26 protein-coding genes are annotated in these 24,573 nt (G+C 62.2%); 10 read left to right on the plus strand and 16 right to left on the minus strand.

Features of this window, described 5'->3' with window-relative positions; translation table 11 throughout:
• Positions 1 to 20 precede the first annotated feature (20 nt).
• Entirely contained in the window at positions 21 to 1,220 is a 1,200-nt protein-coding gene (locus BLU35_RS07580; RefSeq protein WP_093232586.1) for an aminotransferase class V-fold PLP-dependent enzyme, read from the minus strand.
• Between the two features lie 286 nt (positions 1,221 to 1,506).
• On the opposite strand from BLU35_RS07580, the gene BLU35_RS07585 reads away from it, so the two are divergent.
• Positions 1,507 to 2,244, plus strand: coding sequence for an IclR family transcriptional regulator (locus BLU35_RS07585; RefSeq protein WP_093232704.1), 738 nt, complete (start codon positions 1,507 to 1,509; stop codon positions 2,242 to 2,244).
• Between the two features lie 15 nt (positions 2,245 to 2,259).
• Here BLU35_RS07585 and BLU35_RS07590 read toward each other — a convergent pair whose 3' ends face one another.
• The 5 genes from BLU35_RS07590 to BLU35_RS07610 all read right to left on the minus strand — a co-directional run bounded on the left by BLU35_RS07590 (position 2,260) and on the right by BLU35_RS07610 (position 7,470).
• Entirely contained in the window at positions 2,260 to 2,751 is a 492-nt protein-coding gene (locus tag BLU35_RS07590) for a RidA family protein (protein WP_502688144.1), read from the minus strand.
• A 46-nt stretch (positions 2,752 to 2,797) separates the two neighbouring features.
• On the minus strand, positions 2,798 to 4,009 hold the full coding sequence (locus BLU35_RS07595) for an amidohydrolase/deacetylase family metallohydrolase (protein ID WP_093232588.1): 1,212 nt from the start codon (positions 4,007 to 4,009) through the stop codon (positions 2,798 to 2,800).
• 3 nt (positions 4,010 to 4,012) lie between these two features.
• Positions 4,013 to 4,882 carry an ABC transporter permease gene (locus BLU35_RS07600; protein WP_093232589.1) on the minus strand — a complete coding sequence of 290 codons (870 nt, stop codon included), beginning with the start codon at positions 4,880 to 4,882 and terminating at the stop codon, positions 4,013 to 4,015.
• Positions 4,882 to 5,823, minus strand: coding sequence for an ABC transporter permease (locus BLU35_RS07605; RefSeq protein ID WP_176907161.1), 942 nt, complete (start codon positions 5,821 to 5,823; stop codon positions 4,882 to 4,884). The genes BLU35_RS07600 and BLU35_RS07605 overlap by 1 nt, the downstream gene beginning before the upstream one ends.
• A 117-nt stretch (positions 5,824 to 5,940) precedes the next feature.
• A complete protein-coding gene (locus tag BLU35_RS07610; protein WP_093232590.1) occupies positions 5,941 to 7,470 on the minus strand; it encodes an ABC transporter substrate-binding protein in 1,530 nt (509 codons plus the stop codon).
• Positions 7,471 to 7,742: 272 nt separating this feature from the next.
• Between BLU35_RS07610 and BLU35_RS07615 the strand changes: the two genes are divergently transcribed.
• Positions 7,743 to 8,441 carry an aspartate/glutamate racemase family protein gene (locus BLU35_RS07615; protein WP_093232591.1) on the plus strand — a complete coding sequence of 233 codons (699 nt, stop codon included), beginning with the start codon at positions 7,743 to 7,745 and terminating at the stop codon, positions 8,439 to 8,441.
• Between the two features lie 108 nt (positions 8,442 to 8,549).
• On the opposite strand, the gene BLU35_RS07620 is transcribed toward BLU35_RS07615, so the two are convergent.
• Positions 8,550 to 8,843: a hypothetical protein gene (locus tag BLU35_RS07620; protein WP_057255307.1), complete on the minus strand. Its 294-nt coding sequence runs from the start codon at positions 8,841 to 8,843 to the stop codon at positions 8,550 to 8,552.
• A 244-nt stretch (positions 8,844 to 9,087) separates the two neighbouring features.
• Positions 9,088 to 10,005 (minus strand): LysR substrate-binding domain-containing protein, encoded by a 918-nt coding sequence (locus BLU35_RS07625; RefSeq protein ID WP_093232592.1) that lies wholly within the window; start codon positions 10,003 to 10,005, stop codon positions 9,088 to 9,090.
• A gap of 145 nt (positions 10,006 to 10,150) precedes the next feature.
• Between BLU35_RS07625 and ycaC the strand changes: the two genes are divergently transcribed.
• Positions 10,151 to 10,777, plus strand: coding sequence for an isochorismate family cysteine hydrolase YcaC (gene ycaC, locus BLU35_RS07630; RefSeq protein ID WP_093232593.1), 627 nt, complete (start codon positions 10,151 to 10,153; stop codon positions 10,775 to 10,777).
• A 79-nt stretch (positions 10,778 to 10,856) separates the two neighbouring features.
• Here ycaC and BLU35_RS07635 read toward each other — a convergent pair whose 3' ends face one another.
• Positions 10,857 to 12,035, minus strand: coding sequence for an MFS transporter (locus tag BLU35_RS07635; RefSeq protein WP_093232594.1), 1,179 nt, complete (start codon positions 12,033 to 12,035; stop codon positions 10,857 to 10,859).
• 309 nt (positions 12,036 to 12,344) lie between these two features.
• A complete protein-coding gene (locus BLU35_RS07640) occupies positions 12,345 to 12,761 on the minus strand; it encodes a DUF2000 domain-containing protein (RefSeq protein WP_093232595.1) in 417 nt (138 codons plus the stop codon).
• A gap of 131 nt (positions 12,762 to 12,892) precedes the next feature.
• Here BLU35_RS07640 and BLU35_RS07645 point away from each other — a divergent pair, with 131 nt between their 5' ends.
• The gene (locus tag BLU35_RS07645; protein ID WP_093232596.1) at positions 12,893 to 13,378 is read left to right on the plus strand and encodes an Lrp/AsnC family transcriptional regulator; all 486 of its coding nucleotides are present in this window, start codon (positions 12,893 to 12,895) and stop codon (positions 13,376 to 13,378) included.
• Between the two features lie 14 nt (positions 13,379 to 13,392).
• On the opposite strand, the gene BLU35_RS07650 is transcribed toward BLU35_RS07645, so the two are convergent.
• Entirely contained in the window at positions 13,393 to 14,298 is a 906-nt protein-coding gene (locus tag BLU35_RS07650) for a LysR family transcriptional regulator (RefSeq protein WP_093232597.1), read from the minus strand.
• A 129-nt stretch (positions 14,299 to 14,427) separates the two neighbouring features.
• Between BLU35_RS07650 and BLU35_RS07655 the strand changes: the two genes are divergently transcribed.
• The 4 genes from BLU35_RS07655 to BLU35_RS07670 all read left to right on the plus strand — a co-directional run bounded on the left by BLU35_RS07655 (position 14,428) and on the right by BLU35_RS07670 (position 17,252).
• Positions 14,428 to 14,907, plus strand: a complete 480-nt coding sequence (locus BLU35_RS07655) for a carboxymuconolactone decarboxylase family protein (protein WP_093232598.1) — start codon at positions 14,428 to 14,430, stop codon at positions 14,905 to 14,907.
• Positions 14,908 to 14,965: 58 nt separating this feature from the next.
• Positions 14,966 to 15,718, plus strand: a complete 753-nt coding sequence (locus BLU35_RS07660) for an SDR family oxidoreductase (RefSeq protein ID WP_057255313.1) — start codon at positions 14,966 to 14,968, stop codon at positions 15,716 to 15,718.
• A gap of 54 nt (positions 15,719 to 15,772) precedes the next feature.
• Positions 15,773 to 16,177, plus strand: a complete 405-nt coding sequence (locus BLU35_RS07665) for a cupin domain-containing protein (protein WP_058322120.1) — start codon at positions 15,773 to 15,775, stop codon at positions 16,175 to 16,177.
• 64 nt (positions 16,178 to 16,241) lie between these two features.
• Positions 16,242 to 17,252, plus strand: coding sequence for a mechanosensitive ion channel family protein (locus BLU35_RS07670; RefSeq protein ID WP_093232599.1), 1,011 nt, complete (start codon positions 16,242 to 16,244; stop codon positions 17,250 to 17,252).
• On the opposite strand, the gene BLU35_RS07675 is transcribed toward BLU35_RS07670, so the two are convergent.
• Together BLU35_RS07675 and BLU35_RS07680 are read right to left on the minus strand one after the other, a co-directional pair.
• Entirely contained in the window at positions 17,235 to 17,723 is a 489-nt protein-coding gene (locus BLU35_RS07675; RefSeq protein WP_093232706.1) for an RrF2 family transcriptional regulator, read from the minus strand. The two genes, BLU35_RS07670 and BLU35_RS07675, sit on opposite strands and share 18 nt — an antisense overlap.
• Positions 17,724 to 17,853: 130 nt before the next feature.
• The gene (locus BLU35_RS07680) at positions 17,854 to 19,125 is read right to left on the minus strand and encodes a GGDEF domain-containing protein (RefSeq protein ID WP_143032897.1); all 1,272 of its coding nucleotides are present in this window, start codon (positions 19,123 to 19,125) and stop codon (positions 17,854 to 17,856) included.
• A gap of 185 nt (positions 19,126 to 19,310) precedes the next feature.
• On the opposite strand from BLU35_RS07680, the gene BLU35_RS07685 reads away from it, so the two are divergent.
• Both BLU35_RS07685 and BLU35_RS07690 read left to right on the plus strand, forming a co-directional pair.
• Complete coding sequence (locus tag BLU35_RS07685) at positions 19,311 to 19,877, plus strand: methylated-DNA--[protein]-cysteine S-methyltransferase (RefSeq protein ID WP_093232601.1); 567 nt, start codon at positions 19,311 to 19,313, stop codon at positions 19,875 to 19,877.
• A 312-nt stretch (positions 19,878 to 20,189) separates the two neighbouring features.
• Positions 20,190 to 20,963, plus strand: coding sequence for a LuxR C-terminal-related transcriptional regulator (locus BLU35_RS07690; protein ID WP_058322125.1), 774 nt, complete (start codon positions 20,190 to 20,192; stop codon positions 20,961 to 20,963).
• Here BLU35_RS07690 and BLU35_RS07695 read toward each other — a convergent pair.
• The 3 genes from BLU35_RS07695 to BLU35_RS07705 form a co-directional block, all read right to left on the minus strand.
• On the minus strand, positions 20,932 to 21,201 hold the full coding sequence (locus BLU35_RS07695; RefSeq protein ID WP_058322126.1) for a transposase: 270 nt from the start codon (positions 21,199 to 21,201) through the stop codon (positions 20,932 to 20,934). The genes BLU35_RS07690 and BLU35_RS07695 overlap by 32 nt on opposite strands.
• A 96-nt stretch (positions 21,202 to 21,297) precedes the next feature.
• Positions 21,298 to 22,725: an HlyD family type I secretion periplasmic adaptor subunit gene (locus BLU35_RS07700; protein WP_093232603.1), complete on the minus strand. Its 1,428-nt coding sequence runs from the start codon at positions 22,723 to 22,725 to the stop codon at positions 21,298 to 21,300.
• Between the two features lie 19 nt (positions 22,726 to 22,744).
• Entirely contained in the window at positions 22,745 to 24,460 is a 1,716-nt protein-coding gene (locus BLU35_RS07705; RefSeq protein WP_093232604.1) for a type I secretion system permease/ATPase, read from the minus strand.
• Between the last annotated feature and the right edge of the window lie 113 nt (positions 24,461 to 24,573).

Consider the following 24,573-nt stretch of genomic DNA (forward strand, 5'->3'; position numbering starts at 1 on the left):
TTGTCGTTTTCGGTGTCCGGTCAGTCGGGCCAGCGCAGCAGGCCGGCGAAGCGCCGGGCGTTGCGCTCGCTGAGCGAGGTGGCGATGATCTCGTTCGAGGCGCGCGCCTTGTCGAGTTCCTCGGCAAGGCGGCTTGCGACCACCTTCTCCTGGCCGGGGTGCAGGTTGCACGGGTCGAGATAGAAGTAATTGTGCTCGGCCTCGTGGTCCCGCACGATGATCGGCGGTGTGCCGCGGGCGAGCGCATCGGCGAGATCCCAGGCGGTGATGTGGGCTTCCTGCGGGTCGATGTTGACGCGCAGGCGGTCGAGCGGGTTGTTGGTCGGATCGGTCTCGACCACCGGCTTGATGCCGGGGCGGCCGCTCAGCGTCTCGTGCCAGAGGTTCAGGTAACCGGTTTCACGCTCACGGATGCCGGCGTGGTCGCGCTTTTCCCAGGCTTCGAGTGCCGCCATCACGCCCAGCATGCTTTCCTTGCCGACCTTCATGCCGCGGCCGATGCCGAGGTTCTGCAGGAAGGTGTTGCGCACCAGGTCCTTTTTTCCGGCGACGATGCCCGAAGTCGGGCCACCCAGGAACTTGTGGCCGGAATAGAGCACGATGTCGGCGCCCTCATCGAGGAAGATGCGCAGGTCATATTCCGAGGCCGCGTCGACGATGACCGGCACCCCCTTCGAATGGCAGACCTCGGCAAATTCCTTGAGCCCCAGGAGGCCGTATTGCACCACATGGTGCGAGACGACGTAGACGGCGCAGGCCGTACGCTCGTTGATCGCGCCCTCCAGATGGTAGCGATAGGCCGATGTCGCCTGGCCGACCAGCACCGGCTTTGCGCCGGCGATGCGGATCGCCTGATCGACGGGCGCGCCGTAGCTCACCACATGGCCCATCTGGATGAGGACCTCGTTCTTGAGGCCGTTCGTATCGGGCAGGCGCTCGATCGCGGCCAGATCGCTGCCGGTCATGCAGCCTGCGACGGCAAGGCTGATGCCGGCGGAGCAGGAGGCCGTGACGAATCCGGCTTCGGCACCCGTCAGCCGCGTAATCACTGGGCTCACCTTGCGCTGCAGGTCGTTGATCTCAACGAACTGCGGCAGTATGCCTGTCATCGCGGCGATCGCTTCCGGGACCACGATCGATGCGCCGAGCCCGGTCATCGTGCCGGAGACGTTGATAACGGGACGAAGTCCGAGAGCTTCGCGAATGTCACGGTCAGGCATAGTGGTCTCCATGTAATTTTCTGGCAGGCGATTTTCTGGAAGTCGAAACGGATAGACTATTCCGTTTTCGCGGAATATCTACCATAGTAATGAAGTATGCGTGAGGCCTTCCGCCATCTGTCACAGCCGCCATCGAGGGCGCGTCAGCAGGGGGAGCCGACACTTTCCCGGCAGTGCGCAATTCGAGCCGCGCAGGAGTTGAGCAGTGGACAAGACGACGACCGGCGCCGAGCCGAATGACGACATCGAAGCGACCGGCAAGCCGCGCCGTTCGCGCGTAAGCGGCATGGACCGCGCCTTGCAGGTGCTCGATTTCCTTTATGAGACGGGTTCCCCGAGCGGCGTCTACGCGATCGCCAAAGCGGTCGGCGCGCCGCTGTCGACGGCCTATGTGACTGTCGACGATATGGTCGAGAAGAACCTGCTCAGCCGCGATATCGATGGTCTCGTCTGGCTTGGCGACCGGCTCTATCACTATGGCCTCGCCTATGCCCGCTCGCTTGATTTCCTGGGTGTCGCCACCCGTGAGATGCATGACCTCGGCCGCGAGGTTTCCGAAACGATCCAGCTTTGCGGTCGCGACGGCGACTACATGCAGGTGCTCGCCATGGCCGACGGTCCCGGCCATTTCCAGGTGACCTCGCGCGTCGGTACCCGTGTGCCGCTCAACTGGACGGCATCCGGTCGCCTGCTCGTCGGCCATCTGCCGGCCGACGAAAGGCTCGAGCTCTTCCGCCGCTGCGCCCGCACCTCGCCGACCGGCCGCGCCGATATCGACCCGGCTGCCCTTTCCGCTCAGGCCGAGAGTGCGCTGACGGCGCGGCTTTCGATCCAGGCGGGCGAATCCGACTATGCCGTCGCCTGCGTCGCAGCCCCGATCCTTGACGACAGGGGCAATTGCGCTGCCACGATCTCGATCGTGCTGCCCGAGCAGAAAATCCTCGACGACCAGGCGTTCTACGCCGATCACGTCAGGGTTTCCGCCGAGCGGATCGAGAAGATGATGGGCTGGCGCAGCCATTGATCCGACCTCCCGTCGTCACTCGTAGAGAGCGACGATCGCCTCGATCTCGACGGTGATGTTGCCGGGCAGCGACCCGAAACCCACCGCCGAGCGCGCATGGCTGCCGGCCTCGCCAAAGACATCCATCAGGAGATCCGAGCAGCCGTTGATGACGCGCGGATGGTCAGCGAAATCCGGCACGGCGTTGACCATACCGAGCAGCTTGACGATGCGCTTGACGCGGCCGAGATCGCCCAGCGCATCATGCATGACGGCAAGCAGGTTGATGCCCGTCAGCCGCGCGTGCTCATAGGCGCTTTCGACGTCGACATCGGCGCCCACCTTGCCGGCATGCAGATGGCCATCGACTTCACGCGGGCCCTGGCCTGAGAGGTAGAGGATGTTGCCTTCGCGCACATGCGTCACGAAATTGGCGATCGGCGGCGGCGGCGGCGGCAGGTTGATGCCGAGGGCCTGAAGCCGTTGATAGGGCGAGACGGCGGCAGGGCTGTCTTTCTTCTGGTCCAGACTGTTCACGCGATGTCCTGTCATTGCTGTATTCTGTCGTCTCGAGTCAGCGATAGCCGTAACCATGGCTGTGATCGGGGCACTCGATATGCGGCGGCTGATAGCGGTTGGCCGCGACCACCTCGGTGCCCACCACCGCGTAGCGTGGCTCGAAGAGGCGGTTGAGATGCGCCTCAGCACCGAGTGAATCGAACACCCTGAGTTCGCTATCGACGAGATCGAAGAGGGTGAACTCGGCGCGGGCGCCGACGCTCAAGAGATTGTCCATCGGCAGGCGGATCACCGAGGCCGGCGCCTGGGTCACGGCCTCGACCACCTTTTCAAAGGGCATGCCGACGCTGAGCAGCTTCGACATGGTGGTGCCGAGATCCCAGACGGACTGGTTCATGCTGCGCAGATGTACGTCGGTGGAGATTGAGAAGGGCAGCAGTCCGCGGGCGATCGCGACTTCCGCGACGCGGAAGGAGAAGGAGGCGCCGCCATGGCCGATGTCGAGGCGGATGCCTTCGCCGGCGCAACGTTCTGCAAGCTCGAACAGGTCCTCGTCCTCGATGATGCTGGAGCCGGCCTTGCCGTTGAAGCAGTGGGTGACGATGTCGCCGGGGCCGAGGATCTCCAGCACCTCGTCATAGAGCGCCGGGGGTTCGCCGACATGCACCATCATGGGGACCTTCAGGATCTTGGCGATCTTCTTACCGAGCTTGACCGGCGTCACGCCCCAGGACCCGGTGATCACATGGCTGGCACGAACCTTCAGCCCGACGATGTGCTCGCGGTTTTCCTGGTAGCAGGCGATGATGCGGTCGATGTCGATCGAGCGGATGTCGGAGAGTTCACTGACGCGGTTGCAGGCGACAAGGCCGATCGAGCCGAGATTGAGAAACGCCTTGATGCGCTCGCGCGACGGCTCGATGATGTATTCGCGAAAGCCGTGGAAATTGGCTTCGCCGGCGGAACCCGCATCGACGATGGTGGTGACGCCGCGCTCCATGCCGCAAAGCTGCGGGCGTACGGAGATGTCGGTGCCGCCATGCCAGACATGGGCGTGCAGGTCGATCCAGCCGGGCGAGATCCAGGCGCCATTGCCTTCGACGCGACGCACGCTGCCTGATGCCTCCAGGTTCGGGCCGAGGGCCGAGATGCGGCCTCTGCCATCGACGAGTATATCGATCGTTTCGGCCGGCGCGTCCATGCCGAAGGCGACGGGTTTCACCTGCCGGATCAGGACCGGACCGGCGTCCTTGGTTGCGTTCGTCATGACTTACAGATCCTTTCTGAGGCGGGGGTCAAGCATGTCGCGCAGGGCGTCTCCGACCATCTGCAGCGACAGCACCGAAAGCACGATGGCGATGCCGGGGAAGAGCGTCACCCAGTCTGCCTGGCCGATATATTGGCGTCCCGAGGCGATCATCGTGCCCCAGGTGGGAATTTCCGGGCTCACGCCGACGCCGAGGAAGGAAAGGCCGGCCTCGGCCAGCATGGCATGGGCAAAGAGGAAGGTGCCCTGCACCAGCACCGGAGACAGAAGATTGCGCAGCACATGCCGCGTCATGATGTGCGGCGTCGAGATGCCGAGCGCGCGCGCCGCCTCGACGTAAGGAAGCTCGCGGATCACCAGCGTCGAGGCGCGCACCACGCGGGCAAGCCGCGGCGCATAGACGATGCTGAGCGCGATGATTACGGTGGTCAGCGACGGTCCGAGGGCGGCGACGAGCGCGATCGCAAGCAGGATATCCGGGAAGGCCATCATCGCGTCGATGACGCGGGCGATCGGTGTGTCGAGCTTCGGGAAGAAGCCGGCGAGCAGGCCGAGCACGACGCCGATCACCGTTGCGAGCGTGACGACGGCCGCACCGACGAGGAGCGATAGCCGGCCGGCATAGATGGTGCGGGAAAAGACGTCACGGCCGAATTCGTCGGTGCCGAAGAACCATTGCAGGCTCGGCGGCGACAGACGGTTGACGATCGACAGCTTGCCGGGCGCATAGGGTGCGATCAGCGGTGCAAAGACGGCCAAGAGCACGAAGACGCTCAGCACGATGAGGCCGAAGGCAACGGTCTTGCGCATGAGCAGCCGGCGGATGAACTTGCGGCCCTCGCTCTCGGAGGGAGCAGATACGGAGATAGCCATCAGTAGCGCACCCTTGGATCAACGAGGAGATAGAGCATGTCGATTGCGAAATTGATCAGCACGTAGAGGGCGGCAATGACGAGCAGCGCGCCTTGGATCACCGGATAGTCGCGGCGAAGCACGGCGGAGACGACGAGGTTGCCGACACCCGGCAGGCCGAAGACGGTTTCGGTGACGACGGCGCCGGAAATCAGCACGGCGGCGGTCAGGCCGATGATGGTGAGGATCGGGATCAACGCGTTTTTGAGAGCATGTTTCATCACCACCTTGCGCTCGCCAAGCCCTTTGGCTCGGGCGGTGCGGATGAAATCGTCGCCGAGCACATCGAGCATCGAAGCGCGGGTGAAGCGCAGGATCAGCGCGGAGGAAACGACGCCGAGCGCGATCGCCGGCAAGGTCAGGTGATACATGCGCTCGGTAAAGGAGGAGCCGGGACCGCCATAGCCGGAAACCGGGAACCAGCCAAAGCGCACCGCAAACACCTGGATGAGGATCAGGCCGAGCCAGAAGCTCGGTATGCTCGCCGCCAGCATGGCGAGGGTCGTTGCCGCCTGGTCGACGAAGGATCCGCGCCTATAGGCGGCGTAGATGCCGATCGGTAGCGCGATGGCGCAGGCGATCACGATCGAAAACAGCGTCAGGAAGAAGGTCGGCTCGGCGCGTTCGGCCAGCGCTGCGGTCACCGGCTGATTGAGGAAGATCGACTGGCCGAGGTCGCCCTGAAGCAGCTGCCCGACATAATAGACATACTGCAGCCCGAGCGACTGGTCGAGGCCGAGCCGGGTGCGCAGCGCCGCAATGTCCTCCTGGGTCGCTTCCGGACCGAGCATCACGGCGGCCGGGTCGCCGGGAGTTACTCGGACGATGACGAAGACGATCGTGACGACGATCGCCATGACGACGATCATGCCCATCAGCCGCTGGAAAATGTAGCGTAACATGGTGGCCTCGAACCTTTCCTGTGCGCCGCAACCGCCGGAGCGGGCAACGGCGCGCCCTTCCGGCGGGCGCCAGGCTTGTAGCCGGGCGCCCGCCGAAGTCCCTGGGAGGGTGGGAGCTTACTTCTTGATCGAAGCGTTCCAGAAATACGGCCATGGCGCCGGTGACACGCCTTCAAGCGTCTTCGACTTTGCCGAGAGCGCGTTGAAGTCACCGATCTTGATGAAAGGCACTTCTTCGAAGATCACCTTCTGCACATCGGCCCAGAGAGCCACGCGCTTGGCCGGATCGGATTCGGCGTTGAAGGCATCGACCGCCTTGGCACGCGCCGGGGTATCCCAGTTACCGGGGGCCTTGGTCGACATCATGCCGATGAGCGCCGGTTCCGGCAGGAAGGGGCTGTGGGTGATGTAGATGTCCCAAAGCGTCGGGTCGGCGCGGCGCTGGGTGAGCGTCGCCCAGTCGACCACCTGCAGATCGACCGTGAAGCCGGCGAGCTTCAGATATTCGGCCGCGACCTGCGCCATCTTGTAGTGGAACTCGTACTGGCGGCTGGTGAGGATGCGCAGCGGCTCTCCCTTGTAGCCGGCGGCCTCTAGCAGTTCGCCAGCCTTTTCCGGGTCGGCGATGTTGTAGGCGCCTTCGGTGCCGGCATCGGTGCGCCAGGTGAATTGCGACGGATAAAGTGCGGCATCGAGCGCATAGAAGTCGGTGGTGCCGAAGGCGGCCGCCATCATGTCTTCCATGCTGAGCGAGGCGCGGATCGCCTTGCGCAGATCGACATTCTTGGTCATGCCGTTGCCGGAGTTCAAGACGAAGACCGGCCAGCCGAACGGCTGGAGCATGACGGGATCGGAGGCGCTGGACCCCTTCACGCGGTCGAAGGATTCGACCGGCAGCGAATCGACATAGTCATACTGGCCGGAGACGGCCGCCTCGACGCGGGTGTTCGGGTCCGGCACCGGCACGAAGCGGATTTCGTCGGCATACTGGTGGCGGGCGCCGCCGTAGCCGTTGGCGTCGCCTTCCGGCGACGTGTAGGCGTCGTAGCGGGTCAGCTGGATATACTGGTCCGCCTTTCGCTCCTTCAGCTGGTAGGGGCCGGTGCCGACGAAATCGGTCATCGGTTCAGCCTGCTTTTCCGACGGAAGCACGATCGCCGCGGAATTGTTGAAGGCGAGCAGCGAGACGAGCGGCGCGTAAGGGGTGTTGAGCGAGATCTTGACCGTCAGCGGGTCGACCGCTTCGATGCCGGCAATCGAGGTTGCCGTCTGCTTGCCGCGCGAGGCGACCTTCGTCCAGCGCTCGAGCGAGGCGACCACGTCCTTGGCATCGAGGTCGGTGCCATCATGGAACTTGACGTTCGCGCGCAGCTTGATCGTGTAGGTTTTGCCGTCGGCGCTGATCTCGGGCAGGCTGGCAGCAAGCAACGGCGTTGGCTTCCAGTCCTTGTCGAAGGTGTAGAGCGTCTCGAAGATGTGCTGCGAGATGATGCCGACGAGGTCGGCGGTCGATGCCATCGGGTCGAGCGTCGGTGGCTCCCCGACCGTCGCGACGTTGATGACGCCGCCCTTTTCCTGTGCAAAGGCAAGGGTTGCCGATGCCACGAGCGCGGTTCCGATAAGCAATGCAAGTTTGGTCGATTTCATATTTGCTCCTCCTCGTATTCCATAATTATGCTATGTCGTTCTTTATTTTGGAATATAAAAGTCCACGAAACCGGAAATGTCAACCGGTTGTCGTCGTCACGTCACGCAGCTTTGCGGAAGAGTCCGTTGATTGGGGCGGGAAAGGCGCTCGTCGGAGACCGGCGTCGAGCCCCGCAATTGCCTTCTGCGCCGGGCGCTGGCGGTCGCTGGAGCTATCGCGATGGCTCGCGATTTGTTAGCTCAGAGTCCGGATCGAAAATGGAGCGCGCAAAGTGAAGGTCATCGGCCTGATTGGCGGCATGAGCTGGGAGAGCTCGGCCGAGTACTACCGCATCATCAACGAGACGGTTCGCGGCCGCCTGGGCGGCGTGCATTCGGCAAAATCGCTGATGTGGTCGATGGATTTCGGCGAAATCGAACGGCTTCAGCATCATGGCGACTGGCCGGCTCTGACAGAGGAAATGATTGCGGCGGCGCGTCGCCTGGAGGCCGGCGGCGCCGATTTCCTGATGATCTGCACCAACACGATGCACAAGATGGCAGCCGACGTTTCGGCAGCCGTTTCCATTCCGCTGCTTCACATCGCCGACCCGACGGCGGAGAAGATCAAGGCCGCAGGCCTGAGCAAGGTCGGTCTGCTTGGAACCGCCTTCACCATGGAGCAGGATTTCTACAAGGGCCGTTTGAAGAACACGTTTGGTCTCGAGGTGCTGGTGCCGGAGGCGGACGACCGCGCCAAGGTACACGAGATCATCTATCGAGAACTCGTCGCCGGCATCGTCAAGGACAGCTCGCGCGACGCCTATCGCGGCGTCATCGCGCGGCTGGTCGATGCGGGCGCGGAAGCGATCATCATGGGCTGCACCGAGATCATGCTGTTGATTTCGCAGGCCGACAGCCCGGTTCCGGTGTTCGATACCACTGAGATTCATGCGCTGGCCGCCGTCGACCTCGCGCTCGAAGGCGTGTGAGACGCCTAATGGCCCGCTGAGCAGCCGCCGCGGCCGGTCGAGGATAACCATCATCGACCGGTGCAAAGTGGCAACGGCCGGCTGGTCGCCGGCCGTGGGTCGTAAGCTTTAGTGCAAGGTGAACTCTCGGGGCTCGCCCTGAAACAGGCTGATCAACGCGATACCCTGCTGCAACAGAAGTTCGGCCGCCGGCAGATCGCCAACGACCAGGTCGTCAGCACAGCTGATGATGATGTTGGCGAGGCTGATCGAATTCTCTGCAAACCGGTCATCGCCGATCTCGTAGGCCTTCTCGGCCGTTGCTTCGAGTGCGTCTGCGACGAGCGCCATCATGTCCGAGCGCTCGTGGAGCGTCATCTTGTCCAGTGTCTTGGCGTCAAGCGTCTTGGCAGAAGTCTGCATGATTACCTTCCCTATTGTTCAAGCCGGAATTGGCCGCGCCGGCCAGTGGCCGGGGGAAAAGTCTACGACTGGGATGGAGTGCTGAAGGGAGCCGGCGTCGAACGCGGCTTCATCATTAAGATCGTGAATAGCGGCGCGGGATGCAAGGAATGGCTACTATGCGCCCTGCGCATGGGTCTGCGGATCGAAGGCGAAGAGGTGCCTTCGAGACGCACTAAACGCTCATATGGGTGGTGTTCGTCGGTTATGCCAGACTCTCGTCGACCGTCAGGCGATCGGCAGCGCATTCCTGGGCGAGAAAGTCGATGAAGGTGCGAACCGACGGCAGAAGCCCGCGCCTTGAGGGAAAGACAGCGTGCACGATGCCGGATGCAGGCCGCCATTGCGGCAGCACCGGCACCAGGGTTCCGGCCGCCAGGTCCTTCCAGATCATCATCGTCGGCAATTGCACGATTCCGGCTCCGTCGAGCACCGCTTCGCGCAGCGCTGCCATATCGTCCGTCAGGAAGCGCGGCTCGTGCCGGACGACCGCCTGCTCTCCCGTGGCACTTTCCAATCGCCATTCGTAAGCGTGTGTGGCCGAAGTCCAGGCAAGGCTTGCGAGCCCCGTCAGTTGCTCGGGCGTCTGGATCGGTTCCTTCAGGAACCCCGGCTTGGCAACGAGATATTGCGAGCTGTCGTCGAGCTTGCGCATGACCAGCTCGCTTCTTTCCAGCGGCGGAAACCGGACTCGGATCGAGACGTCGAAACCCTCGGCGATCACGTCCACGCGGCGGTTGGTGCTTTCGAGCTGCAGGCTGATTTTCGGATGCGCGGTCATGAACCGGGCGAAAAGCCTGCCGAATTGGAAGGAGATCAGCGCCGTCGGGCAGCTCACCCGGATAGTCCCCTGAGGTTCTCCCTGCTGCTGCGCGATAAAGGCATCTGCCGCTTCGGCTTCGATTAACACGGCGACGCACCGCTGGTAATATTCGCGGCCGACATCGGTGACAAAGAACCGGCGCGGCGAGCGCTGGATCAGCCGGACGCCGATCCGGTCCTCCAGCATCGCGATGCGCCGGCTCAGTCGGGATTTTTGCGTTCCCGTCGCCCGTGCCGCTGCCGCAAAACCGCCATGCTCGACGACTTGCACGAAATGATAGAGGTCGTTCAGGTCTTGCATCGTTCTATTGATAGGACACTGCGTCGGATTCCACAATCTTTTTGCATGCGTGGTCCTGAAGTAGCCTACGTTCAATCACAGCGGATCAGACAGCAACAAACGTCCTCCTGGCGGTGATGGAACTAAACGAAAGAAAGGACTTCCGATGACCAAGCCCTACGTACGTCTCAACAAGGATGATGTTACCGTCCTATTCGTCGACCATCAGACCGGCCTCCTGTCGCTGGTACGCGACTTCGATCCGGACAAGTTCAAGAACAATGTCCTGGCGCTCGGCGACCTTGCCAAATACTTCAAACTGCCGACGGTACTGACGACCAGCTTTGAAGATGGTCCGAATGGCCCGTTGGTGCCTGAACTGAAGAAACTGTTTCCCGATGCGCCCTTCATTCCCCGTCCGGGCCAGATCAACGCCTGGGACAACGAGGACTTCGTCAGGGCGGTGAAGGCCACCGGCAAGAAGCAGTTGCTGATCGCCGGCGTGGTGACCGAGGTCTGCGTGGCGTTTCCGGCGCTTTCGGCGATCGAGGAAGGCTTCGAGGTTTTCGTGGTCGCCGACGCTTCCGGCACGTTCAATGAGGTGACCAGGGATTCCGCCTTGTCGCGCATGACCGCCGCCGGCGTTCAGCTAATGACCTGGTTCGGCGTTGCCTGCGAATTGCACCGCGATTGGCGCAACGATATCGAGGGGCTCGGCACGCTGTTCTCGAACCATATTCCCGACTACCGCAACCTCATCACCAGCTACAACACGATGGCGGCGCGCAAATAAGTTTGCTGATGAACGACGAAAACCCCGGCCGAAAATCGGCCGGGGTTTTCACGGTTGCAAGGATCTATCGCCTTGGCTGTTACGCGCGGCTCGCGGCTTGCTGAGCGTCCTGCGCACTCACGCGGGTGGCCGGTTTCAAACGGCCGGTCAAAAGTAGGCTGACGGCGAGGAAGGGCACGAGCACGCCGAGACCGAAGCGCATGTCGCTGTGCTCGGCGATCAGGCCGATCAGTGGTGGTCCGAGCAGGAAGCCGAGCAGAGCGATGAAGGACAGGCTGGCGACGCTGGCTGCGGCCGGCCGGTCCTTCTGGTCGGCGGCCGCCGTGACGGCGAGCGGGAAGCCGACGGAGACCCCGAAGCCCATGGCGGCAAAGCCGAGCAGCGCTGCCCAGGCGGCGGGGCTTGCAACGACCAGAAGCAGCCCGGCAATGCTGGCGATGCCACAGGCGCGCGCAACCGCCACCGGACCGTAACTCGCCTTCAGCCGGTCACCGGCAAAACGGCCGGCTGCCACCATGAAGGCGAAGATCGAATAGCCGAAGCCGGCGCTGGCGCTGGAGAGCCCGAAGACATCGCGCAGGAAAACGGCCGACCAGTCTGCCACAGCGCCCTCGGTCATGGTGATGCCGAAGACGAAGAAGCAGACGCCGAGCAGCGCAAAGCTCGGCAGCCGTCGCCTGGACGGCGCCGCCTCCGCAGCCGCGGCCTCGCCGGTTTGGAGGAGCGGCAGCTTTCTGGCGAAAAAGACGCTGATCGGCAGCATGACCGCGGCGGTCAGCGGCACTGCCCATTCCGGCGCAACATGGACCGCGGCGAAACCGACGCCGATCAGGCTGCCGGTCATGATGCCGAGGCTCCAGAAGCCGTGACAGGTGCTCATGATCAACTGTCCGGAGTGCTTCTCGATCGCATCCGCCTCGATGTTGAGGCCGAGCTCGAGCGTCGTCAGGGCCGCACCGACGATGGCGAGCGTCACGAAGAGCATCTCGATATTCGAGGCCCATGGCGGCAGCCAGACGAGCGCCAGAAACACAATGAAGCCGTAGAGGATGGTGGCGCGACCGCCGACCCGGGCGACCAGGCGTCCGGCAAACGGCAGCGTCAAAAGAATGCCGACGGGCATTCCGAGCAATGCGATTGCCAGTTCCGCTGGGCCGAGGCCAAGCCTTTGCTGTACATCGGGGATGCGCGGCAGCCAAGCGCCGAAGGCGATCGGCTGAAGGAAGAAGATCAGCATGATGAGACGTTGATTGGTCATGCGCATTGGTCCCCAACAGGTATCGCATCGCGCGATCAACCACGGCAGCGGCGGCCGGGGTGATGTGGTCTATGAAGCAATTCTGATATTCTGAAAATCGTTTTCAGAGCTTGTCGCGCGCGACAGGAGCCGTCAAGGCTAGAAAAAGTTGCCAAGCCGGAAAGCTATGTCCTTTCGGTCGAATGGCCGGAAGTGTTGCGGATGTGTCGCCACCAATTCCGCCATTGGTCTGGTCGCGATGAAAAAAATGTACACGCTGGGCAAGGAGGTGGGGTTGGTGCCTTCCGCGCCGTTGGGGGACCTTCGCTTTCATCGCAGCAATTTCAGGGATCCCGTCAGCGATTTGACCCACTTGGACGCACCGGCCAGTCCAATGCCATCGATCGTTTCCTCCGAGAGATCACGCTCGGGGAATTGCGTTTCATAGTCCGCATAGCTGTGCAACGAGCGCGCAAAAGCCGGAAACGGCACGATGATGCGGTCTTCCTCTTTCGGCAGCGCCTTCAGGAGCAACGCGCCGATCGTCCTGCCGTCGGCCTGCAGGATCGGGACGGGTCGGTTGGAACTGATGTCGATCGTATTTTGATTGCTGTCGGTAAGGTGCTGATTGCCAAGAACGGGCATGGCCGCGCCGATTCCGATGGAAATCGCCGCGATGGTGTTGGCGAGATGACCCGGCGGCAGCTCCGGATTGACGATAATGGCGAGGCGGATGTCCTGAAGCACGGTGGTCTATCCCTTCTCTGTTTCTCGATGGGGAGAATAGATCGGACCCTGTGGTAAGTTCTTTCGGAAGTTGCGGCGAATTACGAATGCGGGGTAGGTTCTACCTGTATTGACCAAGCAAGAGGTAGGATGTGCCCGCGACCTTGACGCCCGCCGATGTGAAGATTTTGACCGCGCTGCAGAATGACGGGCGCCTGAGCAACCAGGCGCTTTCGGAGCAAGTGGGCATGTCGACCTCGCCCTGCTGGCGGCGCGTGCGCCAGCTTGAGGATGATGGCGTCATTCAGGGCTATATGGCTGTCCTGAACCGGAAGGAAATCGGCTTGGGAGTGCTCGCCTTCATCCGGGTGAAGATCGACAGCCACACGGAGGCGGAAGCCGATGCTTTCGCCGATGAAGTGATGAAGCTCGACAGCGTTGTTGCCTGCTACAGCATAGCCGGCGATGCGGACTTCCTTCTGCAGGTCGTTTCGCCCGACCTCGATTCCTATTCGGATTTCGCCATGAAAGTGGTGCGGCGGCTGCCGTGCATCAAGGAAATGCAGACGACCTTCGTGCTGAAGGAGATCAAGGCCTTCAACGGACTCCCGTTGCGCGCAACAATCGGACAACGCTGAGCGGCGTTCCGCTGTCAGGAGGCGGACGCCATCAACGGATCTTCCTTCACTGCCTCGACAAGAAAATCGAGAACGGTTCGCACACGCAGCGGCATGTTCCGGCGCGACGGATAGACGACGCTGATCGGCAGACGCGCCGGGGGGAAATCTGGCATCACATTCACCAGCTTCCCGGCCTCGATATCGGGGCAGGCGAGGATGTGCGACAGGATTGCCAGGCCGCTTCCCGCAAGCACCGCGCGGTGCACGGCCACCGCGTTGTTGGCGACGAGACGTGGTGCGATGCGCACGAAGATGTCATCGGAACCATCGGAAAAGGTCCAGGAGCGTCCGTCACCGGCACGACTATAACAGATGCACTCGTGGCCCCCGATCTCGTCAGGCGTTTTCGGTCTGCTCCTTCCGTCCAGATAGCCGGGTGCTGCAACGAGGAAGGCGGTCGTCCAGCCGATGCGCCGGCACATCAGGCTATTGTCCGTCACAGGCCCGAGGCGCACTTCGAGATCAATGCCTTCGCCGACCAGATCCGACGGCTCTTCCCGGAAGATCAACTCGACCGACAGGCTGGGATGCCGCTCGAGAAAGGCGGCGAGCCGATCGCTGACATAAAGGCCGAGGGGCGCGGGCAGGGTCAACCGGACTCGACCGGAGACCAAGGCAGTCTCGGCACATGAGGCTTCGTTCAGTGCGTCGACCGCTTCCACTACCCGGAGCGCCATCGGGATCATGTGCTCGCCCTCGGCGGTGAGCGCCAATGCGCTCGTCGTCCGATGAAGAAGGCGCGTGTTCAGGTGCTCTTCGAGCGCCGATACCTGCCGCGAGACGGCCGGCTGCGTCAGGTTGAGATCGAGTGCGGCGGCGGAAAACGAGCCCGTCTCCGCCACGCGCAGGAAGGCTCTCAGCGCTGAGACAATATCCATACGGTCCCTCAAACGTTTCGGCATAAGCCTTATGCGCCGAGTGTATGACCGTTGCGCTTTACTGTCCAGTAATTACGGATATCTTGTATCCATAAGGATAACAAATATCCGTAATTGTGGAGCGAACCCATGACACAGCGCCTGAACTACGCACAGCATTCTCCCGAATTCTTCAAGAAGATCTCCGACCTCAGCCTCAGCCTGAGGGACAGCGTCATCGAGCAGAAGATCCGCGACCTCGTGAACATAAGGGCGTCGCAAATCAATGGCTGCGCCTTCTGCGTTGACATGCATGTGAAGGAGGCAAAGATTCACGGCGAGAGCGAACTGCGTCTCTACCACGTAGCGATCTGGCGTGAATCGAACCTCTTCGCCCCGCGCGAACGCGCAGCGCTTGCCTGGGCCGAGGCGGTTACGAAACTGCCCGAAGGCGGCATTCCGGACGAACTTTACGAGCGTGTACGCGGCCAGCTTTCGGAGAAGGAGATCTCCGATCTCACCTTCTCCATCATGGTAATCAATGCCTGGAACCGCGTCAGTGTCGCCTTCAAGGCCGTGCCCGGTTCGGCCGACAAGCTCTATGGCCTCGACAAGGCCGGACTGAACTAAACCCTGTTCCTGAGTGATCGAACAACGCGGCCAGCCGCCGCAACGATTGGGGGGTCCCATGAAAATCGTCATTATCGGCGGAACGGGCCTGATCGGCTCCAAGACGGTCGAACGCCTGCGCAAGCAAGGCCATGAGGTGGTTGCCGCCTCTCCGAATACCGGCGTCAACACCATCACCGGTGAGGGTCTCGCCGAGGCGCTTTCCGGTTGCGAGGTCGTCATCGACCTCGCCAACTCTCCCTCCTTCGAGGACAAGGCGGTGCTCGAATTCTTCGAGACCTCCGGCCGCAACCTGCTTGCGGCGGAAAAGGCTGCCGGCGTCAAACACCATATCGCGCTTTCGGTCGTCGGGACCGAACGTCTGCAGGAAAGCGGCTATTTCCGCGGCAAGCTCGCCCAGGAGAAACTGATCAAGGCCGGCGGTATCCCCTATACGATCGTGCATTCGACCCAATTCATGGAGTTTTTGGGCGGCATCGCCCAATCCGGGACTGTCGGCGACACCGTGCACCTCTCGCCGGCCTATGTGCAGCCGATCGCGTCCGATGACGTCGCCGATGCCATGGCCGCGGTCGCGCTTGCCGCCCCGGTCAACGGCACGATCGAGATTGCCGGACCGGAGCGCTCACGCCTCAGCGATCTCGTCGCCCGCTACCTCAAGGCGAGCGGCGACAACCGCAAGGTCGAGGCCGATCGGGAGGCTCGCTACTTCGGCGCGCTGCTGCAAGACGGCTCGCTGGTCTCCGACAACAATCCCCGCCTCGGCCGGATCACCTTCGAAGAATGGTTCGCCACGGCTCCCCGTAAGTGAGCACATACGGGTGCGCCGGCGGCGCACCCCCAGCCCCCTGAAAGGACTTCCGACATGATCAAGTCTCTCATCACCGCCACTGCGGTCACCGCCGCATTGTTCGGCACGGCCGCTGCCGGCGACGCTGCCAAGGTCACCCTGGTCTATGAGCACGAGTTGCCGAACGTGCCGGGCAAGAGCATCAAGGGCGTTCTTGTGGAATATGGGCCCGGCGGCTCTTCGGAGGCGCATACCCATCCAAGCACCGCTTTCATCTATGCGACGGTGCTGGAAGGCTCGATCCGAAGCCAGGTCAATGATGGACCGGTCAAGGTCTACAAGGCCGGCGAGAACTTTTCGGAAATGCCCGGCGACCGTCACGGCGTCAGCGCCAACGGCAGTGAGACAGAGCCCGCCAAGCTGCTCGCGGTCTTCGTCGTCGATACCGCCGAAAAGGAACTGACCTATCCGATGAAATGATCCTGCAGGACCGGCCGCACAAGCGCCCGGTCCTGCAATTTGCCTGCAATCGTTGGAGCCTGCCATGTTCGCCGACCAATTGCCGTTGCCGCTCGTGCTGATCAATCTTCTCGGCATCACCGGCATTGTTGTCTGGCATGTGCAGGGTCGCCGTCGCCCGCTCGCCAGGCTGATTGTCCAGATCCTCTTCTTCTGCATGATGACGACGGTTCTCCTCCTTTCCGGGATCATGCCGCATCGGAGCGACGATCAGCATCTTCAGGGAGCGCTCGCCTTCCTGGCGACGTCGGCGCGGGTGCTGTGGTGGACGCACCTCGCCTGGTCGCTTATCGGCTTCGTGCGTCTCTACATCGTCCTTGAAAGGCGGCCGCAGGAGGCCCGCCTGTTGCAGGACCTCATCGTCGCCATTGTCTATCTCGGCGTGGCACTGTCGACACTGGGCTTTGTCTTCCGGGCGCCGATCGGCACGCTGGTTGCGACCTCCGGGGTGGTTGCCATCATCTTCGGTCTCGCGCTTCAAAATACGCTCGGCGACGTGTTCTCGGGTATCGCGCTGATACTGGGGCGGCCCTTTGCCATCGGCGACTGGATCGTGCTTGGCGACGGCACCGAAGGCCGTGTCATCGAGAACAACTGGCGCTCCACCTTTCTGCTCACCGGAGCGCACAATGTCGTCGTGCTGCCCAACAGCGCGCTCGCCAAGGTCGGGCTCACCAATCTCAGCCGTCCGGACGAAACGCACCAGATCGCTTTGTCGATCCGTCTTGCCGCGGATCATCCGCCACGCCGGATCGAAGAAACGGTGCAGAGAGCTCTGCAACGGTGCGGCCTGATCGTGCGCGAGCCGCCGCCGGTCGTCGCCCTCAAGGCGATCGACGCCGTGGCCGTCGAGGTCGAGCTGCAGTTCCGCGTCAAGAACCCGCCTGAGCGGACGCCGGCACGCAACGAGGTGATCGACCGCGTTCATGAGCAATGCCGTCTCGAGGGCCTCTCGCTTGCGCCGCCGGCTCAGGCCTATTTCTACGTGCCGCCTTCAGGTACAGACGCCGGGCTTCGCTCAACCGGCGCGCTCTAGAACCCACGCGAAACTCCGTTTCCAGAGATCCGGGGGAATTTCCTGCGAGAGGATCTCGATCAGGTCGGATAGGCGCACGCTGCGCAGCTTGTCGCGCCAGGCTTCGTCGGCCTCCCACATGATGCGCGCCACCGCGCACGGCGTCTCTTCGCAGTAGCCGGGTGCGCGACAGGGATTGTTGGCCCTGATATTGGTGCAGACGAAGGTTCTCGATCTGCCTTCGACCGCCTCGACGATTTCAAGAAAGGTCAGCTCGGCCGCCGCCTTTGCCAGCCGGTATCCGCCCGATGGACCGAGGGTCGTGTGGACGAGACCGGCCTGCGAAAGGCTCTGCAGTGCCTTCGACAGATACTCCTTGGGCAGCCCGTGGAACTCTGCCAGCGCCTTGGTTGAGAGATAGCGGCCTTCAGGCAGGCCGGCGAGAATGGCACAACAATGCAACGCCCATTCGACTTGGCTTTTGAGGATCATGTCTTCGTCCGGCGGATGCAATGCGCATCTATTAAGGATAAAAAATATCCCTATTTTTCTGTTGTGTAAACAGTATCAAACCGATGCGGGTGGTCCCGTCTTCATGGTGCGGTACCCACGACGGGGAAAATCAGGAGAGGTTCGGCGATCTCGGCGCTGAGCCGCCCCTTGAGGATTTCAGCGAAAACAGCGCCGCCGCTGGAGTGCCGCCGGTGGCAGGCCCGGCGGAGAACCGAGGCACACCGGTTACATCCATCGACCACACGGCGTTTCGGCCGGTTGTCTTCGCCGCATAGAGCGCCGCATCGGCGGCCGAAATGAGCGCATGCGAATCCTCATGGCCATCGGCGAAGGCGACGCCGATGCTGACGGTCGCAGACAGGACGCCCTTGGCCGTGCCAAGCCGGCGCGCTTCGAGCGAGGCGCGGATACGCTCGGCAATGGCGATCGCGCCCGGACGGTCCGGGTGGGGCAGGCAGGCGGAGAATTCCTCTCCGCCGATCCGTGCGATGAAAGCGTCATCGGGCACAGCCTTGGAGATGATATCGGCAAATTCGATCAGCACCTGGTCGCCGGCGGCATGCCCAAAACGATCGTTGATGGCCTTGAAGTGGTCGATGTCGAGATAGAGTAGCGCCCCTTTCACCGAGCCTGCGGTGAGATGGGCGTCAAGCCGCGCGAGGAAAGCGCGACGGTTCGGCACGCCCGTTAATGCGTCGGTTTCGGAGGCGAGTTTGTAGCGTTGCTGCGTTCGTTCCTTCACCAGGGCGAAGAAGGCGAAGCCGCCGGCGAGGCTGTGAAGAAACAGCTCGAAGGTCAGAAGTTGATACCAGAGCGGCTGTGCCGTTCCCGCCGCCGTGTTGCCGGCGAGCGGCCACAACACGATCAGTGGAATGCGCGCGAGATAAAGCACGCCGTGCGTGGCGAAGACGAAGGCGACGATGTAGGAACTCGGAAGCCTGCGGAAGTTGTCGGACCGGAAGATCTCAAGCGCGATCACGGCCGAATAGGCGAAGATCAGCACCGAGTAGAGAACGATCCTGCTCGTGACGCTTTCACGGAAGAAATCGGAGAAGTAAGTCACAGCGATCCAGAGGATCGGTCCGGAAAGCGCAGAGGCGATCTTCAGCGGCTGATTGTCGAAAGCGCGCAGGCCAAGCCAGATCATCGCGAGCGCCAGCACCGCAAGCGCATTGCCGAGCGAGATGGTAACAAAGTTGTAGCCATCACCGCGCAGCGTCAGCAGGACGAAGCCGACCGCGCCGATGGAGAAGGCCGAGGACCACAGAAGCAGTTCGAGGCTCTTGCGCTCCTGCCGCCAGGCAAGGCCGAAAAAAACGGCGAAGACCACCAGCGTCGCGAACGAACTGAGCATGATCGTCGGGGTATGCAGGATGTCCACCGTCGTCTCCTGATGTTGGTGCGGAACCTTGCCCGACAACCGTAAAGCTTTCGCAAATGGCTGCGCTCTCGACGTCTGCTTGATGTCGAGCAGCCAGTAAGCGGCGGCCACCGAGGCAGGAAACGGGTTGAATTCGTAGCCCTCCGGCACGATTTTGATGGTAGAGACACAGGGAGGCTATACGGATGGGCCAGGCAGGACATCGCTATTTCATCTTCGAGACTGCGGCCGGCTTCTGCGGCATCGCCTGGAACGATGTGGGCATCACGCGATTCCAACTGCCGACCCGGGCGGCACAGGCAACCGAGCGGCTGCTGTTGCGGCGTCTGTCGGCCGCCGAGGCTTCCCAGCCGACACCCGAAATCCGGGAGGCAGTGGAGGCCGTTCAACGCTACTTCGATGGCAAGGAGGTCGACTTCACCGGCTTTGCGGTCGATCTGGAAGGGCAGGATGAGCTTTTCCGGCGCATCTATGCTGCGACCCGCGAGCTGCGCTGGGGGCAGACGACCACCTATGGCGCGCTGGCAAAGGAACTGGGCGCAGGCCCGGAAGTCGCGCGCGACGTCGGTCAGGCGATGGCCAAGAACCCGGTGTCCCTGATCATCCCCTGTCACCGGGTGCTTGCCGCCGGCGGCAAGATCGGTGGGTTCTCGGCGCCTGGCGGTTCCACCACCAAGACCCGCATGCTGGAGCTGGAAGGCATACATGTGGGGCAGGCGCCCGAACCGACGCAACAGTCCTTCGGTTTTTAAAGATATCGACAATCGTCAGGCCGACTAGACACTCAAAGCGCTTTTGCTCAAGCAATTGTACGCGGCCCGCGTGCGCGCGCGTGTTAACGTTGACTGAGGGTTGCGCGTTGCTGCCTTCTTTCCGAGAGGTTCTCAGGCTCGCTGCTCAATATATGTTACAAGCTTTATCGGCGCTTCGAGAAATATATAGTATTTTCAATCTGTTGCTGATGCAGCCCGATCGGATTAATTCTGATTTTCTCATGACAGACTATCAGAACGGAAATATTTTAGGCACCGCAACTTGTCGCGAACGAATCCTGGGGGCGACGCATGTCCATCAGTTCAGGAACGCCGTGCCGCAAGGACCGTACGCCGACCGGGATTGTGATAGAACACCAGACGCTGGTGCGCAGTGTCATCGTTGCCGTTCTCGAATACGAACTCTCTGGTTGGAATTTTATCGATATGGTCTCGACCGACAGCCTGGACCAGGCGCTCGGCTACGACGTGCGTTTAATCGTGCTGGACCTGAGCGCTCGCAACGACGGCGGGTGCAACTTGCATGATGAGCTTGCGGAAATCCGCAAGCGCTTTCCGGACGTGCCGGTTGCGGTGCTCTCGGACACGGACGACAGGACGACCGCTGCCGATGTCCTCAAACTTGGAGTTCGCGGCTTCTTCACGACGTCCTTGCGGATCGAGCTTGCGCTTGCCGGCTTGCGGCTGGTCCTTGCCGGCGGCGTCTTCTGTCCAGACCCGCTTGCCGCGCTCACCGATTGTACGGCTGCCGCTCGTCATAGCGAAAGGGTGCCGATCAGCGCTTATCGAAGCGAGTTTGCGCTCGCCGACTTCACGCCGCGCGAGGCGGATGTGCTCGCGGAGTTGCGATGCGGCTCTTCGAACAAAGTGATCGCTGGAAAGCTCAATCTTTCCGACCATACGGTGAAAATGCATCTGCAGCACATCATGCGCAAATTGCAGGTGCAAAACCGCACCGAGGTCGTCGCCTTGCTGGCAGACCGGGGAACCGCCGGTAACGGTCATGGCGTCGCCACCAACGGCAGCAGCGTCGTCAACGTGATGTCTTTTCGAGCATCTCGCTGAGCGTTGCGGCCGTCAACATGGCTTCGGCCAGTAGCTTCTTGAGCTTCTGATTTTCCAGTTCGAGCGCCTTTACGCGCTCCGCATCGAAGTTGGGACCCCTGCTTTGCAGCGATTGCCAGCGATAGAAAGTCGGCTGGCTGATGCCATGCCGGTGGCAGACATCGGCGACGGTCGCACCGTACTGATGCTCCTTGAGGATCTCCAGGACTTCGTCGTCATTGAACTTACGTTTGCCCATTGCGGCTGTCCTTCCGGGAACCGACTGGCACATGTGATCGCGGGGCCGGATAACAGAGCCCACTTGGTACGCCCACGGCGTTCCGCGCGCCACGCCTCAGTTCTCGCGAAATGCGGTGTTGAAACTGTCAAGCAACGGACGCAGCGCGTAAAGCGCCACGCTGCTCGTACCGGTCTCTATCATGGCCCGCACCGGCATGCCCGGTACCATCTCCACGCCCGGCATATGGCCTAGCCTCTCATCGGTAACGCGGATCGTTGCCGCGTAGTAGGTGTGGCCGGTTTGCCGGTCGACCAGATGATCGGCGGACACATAGGCGACCGTGCCCTTCAACAGCGGAACCCGCCGCTGGTTGTAAGGAATGAGATGAACCTGTGCCTCGAGCCCGGCATGGACCTGGGCGATATCCTCCGGCTTCACCCGCGCCGCGACGACCAGTGCGCCGGCGTCCGGCACGAGGTCGGCCAGCGGCTCTCCGGCGCCGATGACGCCGCCTGTCGTATGGACACGCAGATCCATGATCACTCCGTCGTCGGGCGCCCTGATCTCGGTTCTCGCCAATTGATCATCGATGGCGTTCAAACGCTCACGCAGTTGCGCCAGCTGATTTTCCGTATCGCGCAGCGTGAGCGCGACTTCATTCAGCCGGTCGCTGCGCAGCTTGACGATATAGGACTGTGACTCGCTGATGACCTGATGGGCGCGGGATATGCGCGCGGAGACTTCGCCGATCTGACCGCCGATGTCGGCCCTTTCCCGCGCCAGGATGAGAACCCGGCTCTTGCGTTCGAGACCCTTCGCGGTGAGCGCCGAAACCGTCTCAAGCTCCTGGCGTGAAATGGCACTCCTCTCGATCAGGGACGCCTTCTGCGCGCTCAGTCCGGCGACTTCCTCTAGCACTTCCTTGATCTTCTGCTGCGTGATCACGATGTCGGACTGCATCACCTGGCGGCGGGCATCGAATATATTCTGCTGACCGTCGAGAATATCGTGGATCACCCGGTAGTTGCCGGCTTGCTCCACGAGATCGGGGGGGAAGGCGACGTGATCCCAACCGTTCTGCTCGGCGGTGAGCCGCGCCTGTCGCGCCTCGGCATCCCAAAGTTGGCCGCGAAGGCTGTCCCGTTCCGAACGCGGCTTCGTATCGTCGAGCTTGATCAGTACCTGGCCGGCGGACACGGAATCGCCGTTGCGAACAAGGATCCGCCTGACGATCCCGCCTTCGAGATGCTGGATGGTCTTGCGGTTCGCCTCGGTCTCGACGACGCCGGACGCGATCGCGGCGCTGCTGAGCGGGGCGAGAACCGACCAGATCCCCAGACCAAAGACGAAGACGCCGATAAGCAGGTTTCCCGTCCATGCCACATGGCGCAGCCGCGACATCGGCGAGGCTTCGGCAAGCGTCACCGGAAGGCGGGTGGAGACCGCTGTGGAGGGCTGGGGCCCGGCTATCCCTTTGGCGTCGCAGGCGTAGCCATCGATTTCCGGTCCGCGTCGGGTCAGGTCGGATTTGATGAGCTCCATCGTTTTCTCGCCTCCCTCCTCAGGTGCCCGCTCGGGCCGGTGGCTGCAGATAGGTATCGAAGACCCAGTCGCTGTCGCCGAAGGCTTCGATCGTGCCATTGCGCATGATCGCGATCTTGTTGGTCACCGGGAGAATGCCCATGCGGTGCGTGATGATGATGATCATCATCCCCATGGCGCGCATGCGGGCGATTGCTGCAAACAATCGGCGTTCGCCGTCATAGTCCAGACTGGAATTGGGATCGTCGAGGACGACGAGGGCGGGATTGCCGTAAACCGCGCGCGCCAGTCCAAGCTGCTGGCGTTGGGCCCGAAGCAGGGTCGCGCCGCCATCACCGACATCCGTCTCGTAGCCCTGCGGCAGTTGCATGATCGCATCGTGCAGCCCGACAAGCTTTGCCGCTTCGATGACCTTGCCGACGTCGGTTCCGTCGAGCCGGCCGACGACGTCCTTCACCGCGCCGCCGAAGAGTTCGATGTCCTGCGGCAGGTAGCCGACATGACGCATGCCGCCGCCGAGCCGGAGGGTGGCAATATCGACGCCGCCGAGCAGGGCGCTGCCGCAGGTCGTCGGCTGAACGCCCGCAATGATGCGGCCAAGCGTCGACTTTCCGGAACCGGATGGACCGATCAGCGCAAGACAATCGCCCGGCGCCAGCCGCAAAGTAACGGCATTCAGTATCTGACGGTTGCCCGAAGGAAGCATGTAACCGACGCGGTCAAGCACGAGCCCGCCCGCTTCGGGCATCGGTATCGTGCGTGCGCTCTCCTGCGACGCGATCGATATCAGCATCGCGTTGATGCGATTGAATGCGGCATAGGCGAAGGCCACGGCGCGCCACCCGCCGATCGCGCCCTCGATCGGGGCAAGCCCGCGACCGAGAAGCAGGCTGGAGACGAAGATGATGCCGGGGTTTCCGCTTTCCTCCAGGACGAGCCAGGCTGCGGACCCCATCATCAGGATCTGCGCCAGCATGCGCACCGATTTCGAGAGCCCGAGAATGGTTTCGGTGCGCTTCATCGCTTCGTCTTGCGCTTGTCGTGCGGTCTCTGCGTCGCGATAGACGAGTTGGGCGGCGCCGTTTTGCATATTCATCGCGCGGATGACTTGGATATACCGCAATGCAGTTGCGAAACGCATGTGGCTGCGGGAGAGCGCCAGGTTGGCTTTCATCAATGGCTGCCGGGTCGAGAATTCCGTCGCGATGGCGAGCAGCAGCAAGGTGAGCGCGGTGAATAGCCCGATGGTTCCGAGCAACGGATGGACCAGGAACAGAAGCAGCAGAAAGATTGGCGCCCAGAGAACGTCGAAAAGCAGCGAGCTGGCCGGTGCGTCGAGGAACTGGCGCAGGATCGATAGGTCCCGGTAGCAGTCGTTGGCGAGGCCCGCTTCGGTATGGGCTCCATATTCGAAGCAGGCCGTCAGCACGACGGGCCGCAAGCGGTGATCGAGCCAGCTGCCGATCCGCGACAGCGCGGCGCGCCGCACGATATCCAGAATCGAGCCGACCAACACCGCTGCCGCGATGATGAGCGTCAGCATGAGCAGCGTGTCGGCGCTGCGGCTCGACAGGACGCGATCGTAAATCTGCAACAGGTAAATGGAGGGAGCCAGCAGGAACAGGTTGTAGGCGCAGCTATAGAGAAAGACCAGCAGGAAGGCTCCCGTGCAGGCCTTGAGAGCCAGGACCAGATGGGTTGGAGGATGCTGCGCCCCTGTCGGATTCGTCGTCATTATCGGATCTCGATCGGATCGGCATGATCGATGCTGATGCGGTCGGCTTGGCTGCTTCAGGCTTCTTTTGCTCGGGCTCGATCCGTGGCCAAATGCAACTCAAAGGTCCCGTA

It is taken from the genome of Sinorhizobium sp. NFACC03, from assembly GCF_900103435.1.
In the GTDB taxonomy this organism is placed as follows: domain Bacteria; phylum Pseudomonadota; class Alphaproteobacteria; order Rhizobiales; family Rhizobiaceae; genus Ensifer.

Bases quoted from the DNA above. Each gene is read 5' to 3' on its own strand.
- BLU35_RS07595 (WP_093232588.1), bottom strand. From the start codon at position 4,009: ATGACGAACGCAACCAAGGACGCCGGTCCGGTCCTGATCCGGCAGGTG.
- BLU35_RS07635 (WP_093232594.1), bottom strand. From the start codon at position 12,035: ATGACCAATCAACGTCTCATCATGCTGATCTTCTTCCTTCAGCCGATC.
- BLU35_RS07660 (WP_057255313.1), top strand. From the start codon at position 14,966: ATGAAAATCGTCATTATCGGCGGAACGGGCCTGATCGGCTCCAAGACG.
- BLU35_RS07675 (WP_093232706.1), bottom strand. From the start codon at position 17,723: ATGATCCTCAAAAGCCAAGTCGAATGGGCGTTGCATTGTTGTGCCATT.
- BLU35_RS07620 (WP_057255307.1), bottom strand. From the start codon at position 8,843: ATGCAGACTTCTGCCAAGACGCTTGACGCCAAGACACTGGACAAGATG.
- BLU35_RS07585 (WP_093232704.1), top strand. From the start codon at position 1,507: ATGGACCGCGCCTTGCAGGTGCTCGATTTCCTTTATGAGACGGGTTCC.
- BLU35_RS07605 (WP_176907161.1), bottom strand. From the start codon at position 5,823: ATGTTACGCTACATTTTCCAGCGGCTGATGGGCATGATCGTCGTCATG.
- BLU35_RS07685 (WP_093232601.1), top strand. From the start codon at position 19,311: ATGGGCCAGGCAGGACATCGCTATTTCATCTTCGAGACTGCGGCCGGC.
- BLU35_RS07610 (WP_093232590.1), bottom strand. From the start codon at position 7,470: ATGAAATCGACCAAACTTGCATTGCTTATCGGAACCGCGCTCGTGGCA.
- BLU35_RS07580 (WP_093232586.1), bottom strand. From the start codon at position 1,220: ATGCCTGACCGTGACATTCGCGAAGCTCTCGGACTTCGTCCCGTTATC.
- BLU35_RS07655 (WP_093232598.1), top strand. From the start codon at position 14,428: ATGACACAGCGCCTGAACTACGCACAGCATTCTCCCGAATTCTTCAAG.
- BLU35_RS07625 (WP_093232592.1), bottom strand. From the start codon at position 10,005: ATGCAAGACCTGAACGACCTCTATCATTTCGTGCAAGTCGTCGAGCAT.
- BLU35_RS07700 (WP_093232603.1), bottom strand. From the start codon at position 22,725: ATGGAGCTCATCAAATCCGACCTGACCCGACGCGGACCGGAAATCGAT.
- BLU35_RS07600 (WP_093232589.1), bottom strand. From the start codon at position 4,882: ATGGCTATCTCCGTATCTGCTCCCTCCGAGAGCGAGGGCCGCAAGTTC.
- BLU35_RS07695 (WP_058322126.1), bottom strand. From the start codon at position 21,201: ATGGGCAAACGTAAGTTCAATGACGACGAAGTCCTGGAGATCCTCAAG.
- BLU35_RS07690 (WP_058322125.1), top strand. From the start codon at position 20,190: ATGTCCATCAGTTCAGGAACGCCGTGCCGCAAGGACCGTACGCCGACC.
- BLU35_RS07705 (WP_093232604.1), bottom strand. From the start codon at position 24,460: ATGACGACGAATCCGACAGGGGCGCAGCATCCTCCAACCCATCTGGTC.
- BLU35_RS07650 (WP_093232597.1), bottom strand. From the start codon at position 14,298: ATGGATATTGTCTCAGCGCTGAGAGCCTTCCTGCGCGTGGCGGAGACG.
- ycaC (WP_093232593.1), top strand. From the start codon at position 10,151: ATGACCAAGCCCTACGTACGTCTCAACAAGGATGATGTTACCGTCCTA.
- BLU35_RS07665 (WP_058322120.1), top strand. From the start codon at position 15,773: ATGATCAAGTCTCTCATCACCGCCACTGCGGTCACCGCCGCATTGTTC.
- BLU35_RS07670 (WP_093232599.1), top strand. From the start codon at position 16,242: ATGTTCGCCGACCAATTGCCGTTGCCGCTCGTGCTGATCAATCTTCTC.